Below are 6,901 nucleotides of genomic sequence, written 5' to 3' on the forward strand. Positions count from 1 at the left end.
CGGCCCGCCGCCGCCCCGGCCGTCGACGGAGTCGCCCTGGGCGCAACCTCCGCAGCGCCCGACCGCCAACCTGCCGGAGGGCAGCGACCCGGCCCAGACCACCGACGGCCCGCCGCGTCCCGGTTGGGCCCCCGGTATGCAGCCGCCTCCGCCGGTGCCGTCGGCCGTCGGAACCAGTCGGCCGGTGCCGCCGCAGGCCGGGACGTACCCCGTGCCCGCACCGCAGCACGGCACCCCGGTACCGCCGCCGCACCGCGACGCGTTCCCGTTGCCGCACGTCGGTCCGTTCCCCGAGCACCAGGGCGCGGTCGTGCCGCCGGTGCCGCAGCACGGCGTCCCGATGCCACCGCCCCAGTCCGGCCCGTTCCCGCCGCAGCCCGGCGTCGTGCCGGCTCAGCCCGGTGCGGTGCCGTCCCCACCCGGTGCGGTATCGCCGCAACCCGGGGCAGTCCCGACCCAGCCCGGGGTAGCGCCGACCCAGCCCGGGTTAGCGCCGACCCAGCCCGGCGCGGTGCCGTATCCGGACGGCTCGTCGTACCCGGCGCCGCATCAGGCGGAGTCGCCGCCCGGACCGTTCCCGCCGCAGCCGGCCTGGAACCCGGCACCCTGGCAGCAGGGCGCGCCGACGACGACGTCCCCGACGCCGCTGCCCTACCCGGGCGCGACCCCGACGCCCGTCGGCTACCCCGATCCGGCCTGGAACCCGGCTGAGCCGGGCGTCCCGCCCACCGCCGAGGACTTCGCCCGGCGGCGGCAGGTCCGCCCGGCCGACCCGGTCGCCACCATGGGCGTACGGGCGGTGGTGAACCGGACCGGCCTGGTGAAGCTGCCACCCGGCCGGCAGGAGCTGGAACTCAAGCGGGACATCGAGACGGTCCGCCGCAACTTCGGCGGGCTCCGGCAGGTGACCGTGGTCAACCCGAAGGGCGGGGCGGGCAAGACCGTCGCCATCCTGCTGCTCGCGATGACCTTCGGCCAGAAGCGCGGCGGGTACGTCCTCGCCTGGGACAACAACGAGACCCAGGGCACCCTCGGCATGCGCGCGCAGCAGGACTTCCACTCGCGTACGGTCCGGGATCTGCTGCGTGACCTGGGGCAGTTCCACGGTGCCCACGGGCGGGTCGGTGACCTGTCGCAGTACGTCCGCTCGCAGGGCGAGGGGATGTTCGACGTCCTCGCCTCCGACGAGTCGGCCACCGGCGGCGAGATGCTCACCGCCTCGGCTTTCGGCGAGATCCGTGAGGTGGTCAGCCGCTTCTACAAGCTGATCTTCGTGGACACCGGCAACAACGTCCGGGCCCAGAACTGGCAGGCCGCGATGGACGCCACCGACCAACTGGTGGTCACCATGTCGGCCCGTAACGACTCGGCCGAGACCGCTGCCCGGATGCTCGACCACCTGGAGCAGAGCGGTCGGCAACGGCTGGTCCGGCAGGCGGTCACGGTGGTCTCCATGCCGCCGTCGCGCAAGGAGATCGACCTGCCCGCGATCGAGGAGCACTTCGCCGCGCGTACCCGGGGCGTGTTGCTGGCACCGTACGAGCGGCTCATCGACACCGGAGAGCCGATCCGGTACGCCCAACTCTCGGCGGCGACCCGGGACGCCTGGCTCAAGATCGCCGCCTCGGTCGCCGAGGGACTCTAGACCCCGACCGCGTCACGTCGGGCCGCCGGCCCGGGGAGCGTCTCCCCCGAGTCGGCGGCTCGACGGGCGCTCAGTTGCTGGCCAGCGCGTCGGCGGCGGCCGGGTCGCAGTCACGGAGGAACTGGGCACAGCGGGCCGCCTCGTCCGCCTCACCGATCGCGTCGGCGGCGCGGGACAGCACATAGAGGCAACGCAGGAAGCCCCGGTTCGGCTCGTGCGACCAGGGCACCGGCCCGTGCCCCTTCCAGCCGCTGCGGCGCAGTTGGTCCAGTCCCCGGTGGTAACCGGTGCGGGCGTACGCGTACGCGGCGACGATCTGACCCTCGGCGAGGGCGCGGGCGGCCAACGCGGCCCACGCGGCGCTGTGCGTCGGGAACCGGCCGGCCACCGCGGCCAACGCCTCGTCGCCGCCGTCCTGCTCGGCCGTGGCCAGCGTGGCGTCGGCCTCGTCGTGTGCGGGCAGGAGCGTGGCCGGGGGTTCCGGCAAGAGGTTCTGCATCGTCCCATTCAACCCGCTTCCGGCCATGGCCCGCGAGGGGGTCCGGCGAGCCGGCTGGCTGAACGGCCGAGAGGTCCGTCACGCCTGCGGCCCATGCCGCCGCCCGGTCCTTTCCACTACAACTAAAAGACCGGAGCCTCCCCAGGAACCGGAGTTGCGGGAGCTCGGCCAGGCCGCCGGGCTCCCGCCACCTTCCCAGCCGGTCGGGGCCAGCTCGGGCACGGTTGCGGCAACCGGGCAGGATGGCCGGGTGCCGACCCCACCCCCCGCGGACGTCATCGAGCCGCACACCTGGTTGAACGAGATCCAGACCCGGGCCGAACTCGATCAGCGGCTCGCCGACGGAACCCTGGTCGGGCTGACCGTCCAGGGGCTCCGGCTGGACCTGGAACCGATACCCGACCTCAGCGACACCGAGGTCGCCGGAGCCCTCTTCGTCGGCTGCCGCTTCGCCTCCCGGCAGGTCGGCGCGGACCTGGTCCGGCGCGGCGCGAACGTGGTGCCGCCCTTCTCCGGGCTGCCGTACCCAACCCAGCCACCGCACCTCTACACCCCCGAGGAACTGGCCGCCGGCTTCACCGAGGGCGGCTTCGAGGCGATGTACGACAGCCGCGTGTACGCGCACTTCCGCGCGCACGGCGGGGCGCTCCCCGACGTACGCGAGGCGCTCGGCCAGCGGTTGCACGACCACGGCGTGGACAACGCGCTGGCCGACGCCACCCGGGCCTGGCTGGCCACGCACGGACCGCAGTCCGTCGTCGGGGTGATGGGCGGGCACGCCGTACGCCGAGGCAGCGCGCCGTACCGGACGGCCGCCGTGCTGGGCTGGGAGCTGGCGCGGGCCCACCGCCTGGTGGTGACCGGCGGCGGCCCGGGTGTGATGGAGGCCGCCAATCTGGGCGCGTACCTGTCGACCCGGTCGGCCGAGGACCTCACCGCCGCCATCGACCTGCTCGCCGCCGCACCCGACTTCACCGACCACGACCGCTACACGGCGGCGGCACTGCGGGTCCGGGAGCTGTTCGGCCGCTCGGTCACGCCACCACCGGAGGACGACGGCGAGCCGGCCGTCGCGTACCGGGCCGACTCGGCCGCGCTGACCACCGGCGACCTGGACTGGGCCAACTGTGGCGGGCTGGCGGTGCCGACCTGGCTCTACGGCCACGAACCGGCGAACCTGTTCGCCGGCCGGATCGCCAAGTACTTCTCCAACGCCATCCGCGAGGACACCATCCTGCGGCTGGCCCGGGGCGGGATCGTGTTCGCGCCCGGCCGGGCGGGCACGGTGCAGGAGGTGTTCCAGGCGGCCACGAAGACCTACTACGGCACGGACGGGGCCAGCGGGGCGTACGTGTTCCTGGACCGCGAGTACTGGACCTCGGAACTGCCGGTGGAGTCACTGCTGAAGCCCCTGCTGTCCACGTCGCCGTTCGGCGACCTCTCCGGCACCGTGCACCTCACCGACGACGTGCACGAGGCGGTCCGTCTGCTCCTCCGCTCGTCGGCGTAGAAAGCTCCGTTCTCGGTGTAAGGAAGGGACCCCTGCTATACACCAGGCGTTAGTAGGGGACCCCTCCTTGCACGAAGCCCAGAAACGCGACGGCGGCCGGCCCCGTGGGAGGAACCGGCCGCCGTCGGCGGCGACGTCAGGACGTCACTTGGTCATCGTGGTACCGGTCGAGCGCAGGTGCTCGCAGGCCTCCGCGACCCGGGCGGCCATGCCGGTCTCGGCGGCCTTGCCCCACACCCGGGGGTCGTACAGCTTCTTGTTGCCGACCTCGCCGTCGACCTTGAGCACGCCGTCGTAGTTGCGGAACATGTGGTCCGCCACCGGCCGGGAGAAGGTGTACTGCGTGTCGGTGTCGATGTTCATCTTCACCACGCCGTAGTCCAGCGCCTCGCGGATCTCGGACAGCAGCGAGCCGGATCCACCGTGGAAGACCAGGCTGAGCGGCTTGTCCTTGCCGTACTTGGCGCCGACGGCGTCCTGGATCTGCTTGAGCACCTCGGGCCGCAGCTTGACGTTGCCCGGCTTGTAGACGCCGTGCACGTTGCCGAAGGTCAGGGCGGCCATGTAGCGGCCCTTCTCGCCCAGGCCCAGCGACTCGACCATGGCAAGGCCGTCCTCGACCGTGGTGTAGAGCTTGTCGTTGATGGCGTTCTCGACGCCGTCCTCTTCACCGCCGACGACGCCGACCTCGATCTCCAGGACGATCTTGCCCTTGGCGGCCTCGGCGAGAAGCTGCTCGGCGATCTCCAGGTTCTCCGCGACCGGCACGGCCGAGCCGTCCCACATGTGCGACTGGAACAGCGGCTCCTGGCCGTTCTTGACCCGCTCCTGCGAGATGGCCATGAGCGGCCGGACGAACTTGTCCAGCTTGTCCTTCGGGCAGTGGTCGGTGTGCAGCGCGATGTTGACCGGGTACTTCTTGGCCACCTCGTGCGCGTACGCGGCGAACGCCACCGCGCCGGTGACCATGTCCTTCACCGACGGGCCGGAGAGGTACTCGGCGCCACCGGTGGAGACCTGGATGATGCCGTCGCTCTCCGCGTCGGCGAAGCCCTTGAGCGCCGCGTTGAGCGTCTGGGACGACGTCACGTTGATCGCCGGGTACGCGTACCGGCCGGCCTTGGCGCGGTCCAGCATCTCGGCGTAAGCCTCGGGGGAAGCGATGGGCATGTCGAACGCTCCTTACTTGCCGCTGACGGCCGTGCGGCCGCCGCTCTTCGTGCGCCGGCCGTTCGGCCGCCTGTCGACGGTCGGCCGGGCAGCCGCGCGAAACTCCGTTGGCGGTCGGCCGGATGGCCGCCTGATCGCCATTGGTGCGCCGGACCGCGCTGTCCTACGCGGGCAGTATCCCGTAGCTGGACCAGCCCGGCACAACCGGCCCGGCGCCGGACGGCTCACCGACGGTCCGCACGGTCCGGCACCACGACGCTGATCAGCCAGGTCGCCACCGCCATCACGATGGCTCCCCAGAAGGCGGCCCAGAAGCCGTCCACGTGGAACGGCAGGTCGAGGGTGCCGGCGATCCAGTCCGTCAGCAGGAACAACAGCGCGTTGACCACCAGCGCGAACAGGCCGAGGGTCAGCAGGTAGAAGACGCAGCCCACCACTTTGATCAACGGCTTGAGCACCGCGTTGATCACCCCGAAGATCAACGCCACGATCAACAGGGTGAACACGGTGTCGTAGCCGGTGCGCCCGGTCACCTCGACCCCCGGCACGATCAGCGTGGTGATCCACAGTGCGACGGCGGTCGTCACCAGCCGGATGAGGAAGCCCACGGGACCATCCTGGCATCGGGGCGGCCCGCCGGTGGGCCGATTCGCCCGACTCGGCCGTACCCCGGGTGCGCTCTTCGCCCCGCCGGGTGGCGTGCCGGTTCCCAGCGCGACACCGGCACAGCCCGTACCGTGGAGCGGTACCGTCCACCGACATCCCGGAGGCACCGAATGGGCCAGCCCGGCGAGGACTTCGCCCCCGGCGACCACCTCAGCGCTGACGAACGCGACCTGGAGGCCGAGCCGGCCGACGCGGTCGCGCAGGCCACGGTGGTCAACCCCGCCGAGGTCGAGGACGAACCGCACCGCGGCCTGGAGGTCGCCGACTGGGACGCCATGGAGCAGGCCCGCGTAGTAGCCCCCGACGAAGACGACTACCGCTGACCTCCCAGCTCCTCTCCCTCCGCCCCCTCCCCGCACGCCCCCCCAGAAGCAGCACGCACCTCCCCCGGCTCTCCCCGGAGCAGCACGCCCTCCCCTCGGCCTCCGACGGCGCATGCGCACGTCAGGTTTCCGGGGAGCCCCACCCGCGCAGGGATCAAGCCTGACCGCCCGGAGCGGGTGGGGCTCCCCGGAAACCCACCCCGAGACAACACCAAAACCCAAGAGCACAAGATCGACCAACCTGGCACGATGAGCCGCGTGCTGCTCACCCTGACCACCACGCACCACCCCGCGACCGACCTGGGCCATCTCCTGGTCAAGCACCCCGACCGCACGCACACCTTCGACGTGCCCGTCGGCACCGCGCACGTCTTCTATCCCGAGGCCGGGGAGCGGCGCTGCACCGCCGCGCTGCTGCTCGACGTCGACCCGGCGAAGCTCGCCGCGCAGGGCCGGGGTCGGGGCCGCCACTCGGCCACCACGCCGGAGACCTTCACCCTGGGGCGGTACGTCAACGACCGGCAGTACGCCGCGTCCAGCCTGCTCGCCTCGGCGCTGTCGCGGGTGTTCCGGTCGGCGTTGCGCGGCGAGTCGCGGGACCGCCCGGAGTTGGCGGGTACGGCCATCCCGCTGGAGGTACGGGTGCCGGTGCTGCGCTGCCGGGGCGGCGCCGACGTGGCCGTACGCCTCTTCACTCCGCTCGGTTGGGCCGTCACCGCGACCGCCGTCCCGCTCGACGAGGCGTACCCGGAGTGGGGCGACAGCCGGTACGTCGATCTGACCCTCACCGGCACGCTGCGGGTGGCCGACGCGCTCAACCACCTGTACGTCCTGCTGCCCGTGCTGGACGACGCGAAGCACTACTGGGTGGCGCCGGACGAGGTCGACAAGCTGTTGCGGGCGGGCGCGGGTTGGCTCGGTGACCACCCGGAGCGAGCGCTGATCGCCCGCCGCTACCTGGCGCACCGGCGGGCGCTGGCCGGTGCGGCGTTGGAGCGGCTGGCCGCCCAGCGGCCCGTCGACGAGCCGACGGCGGACGACGACGTGGACGAGGTGCCGGCCCGCGCGGGCGGGGCCCGGGCGTCGCT

The 6,901-nt window shown here is 72.5% G+C and carries 7 protein-coding genes; 4 read left to right on the plus strand and 3 right to left on the minus strand.

Annotated features, from left to right (window positions below; translation table 11 throughout):
* Positions 1-1,645, plus strand: a 1,645-nt coding sequence (locus EYA84_RS22845) for a chromosome partitioning protein (protein WP_236145912.1), incomplete at its 5' end; no start/stop codon positions are given.
* 70 nt (positions 1,646-1,715) lie between these two features.
* On the opposite strand, the gene EYA84_RS22850 is transcribed toward EYA84_RS22845, so the two are convergent.
* Positions 1,716-2,144, minus strand: a complete 429-nt coding sequence (locus tag EYA84_RS22850) for a DUF3151 domain-containing protein (RefSeq protein ID WP_131055180.1) — start codon at positions 2,142-2,144, stop codon at positions 1,716-1,718.
* Between the two features lie 250 nt (positions 2,145-2,394).
* Here EYA84_RS22850 and EYA84_RS22855 point away from each other — a divergent pair, with 250 nt between their 5' ends.
* Positions 2,395-3,654, plus strand: a complete 1,260-nt coding sequence (locus tag EYA84_RS22855; RefSeq protein ID WP_131055182.1) for an LOG family protein — start codon at positions 2,395-2,397, stop codon at positions 3,652-3,654.
* 144 nt (positions 3,655-3,798) lie between these two features.
* Here the strand turns inward: EYA84_RS22855 and fbaA are convergent, their stop codons facing one another.
* Both fbaA and EYA84_RS22865 read right to left on the minus strand, forming a co-directional pair.
* Entirely contained in the window at positions 3,799-4,824 is a 1,026-nt protein-coding gene (gene fbaA / locus EYA84_RS22860; protein WP_131055184.1) for a class II fructose-bisphosphate aldolase, read from the minus strand.
* A 224-nt stretch (positions 4,825-5,048) separates the two neighbouring features.
* A complete protein-coding gene (locus EYA84_RS22865; protein WP_131055186.1) occupies positions 5,049-5,432 on the minus strand; it encodes a phage holin family protein in 384 nt (127 codons plus the stop codon).
* A gap of 168 nt (positions 5,433-5,600) precedes the next feature.
* On the opposite strand from EYA84_RS22865, the gene EYA84_RS22870 reads away from it, so the two are divergent.
* On the plus strand, positions 5,601-5,813 hold the full coding sequence (locus EYA84_RS22870; protein WP_131055187.1) for a hypothetical protein: 213 nt from the start codon (positions 5,601-5,603) through the stop codon (positions 5,811-5,813).
* 258 nt (positions 5,814-6,071) lie between these two features.
* Positions 6,072-6,901: 3' terminal RNA ribose 2'-O-methyltransferase Hen1 (locus tag EYA84_RS22875; RefSeq protein ID WP_131055189.1), on the plus strand; the 830-nt coding region annotated here is incomplete at its 3' end.

The organism is Verrucosispora sp. SN26_14.1, assembly GCF_004307965.1.
GTDB lineage: Bacteria > Actinomycetota > Actinomycetes > Mycobacteriales > Micromonosporaceae > Micromonospora.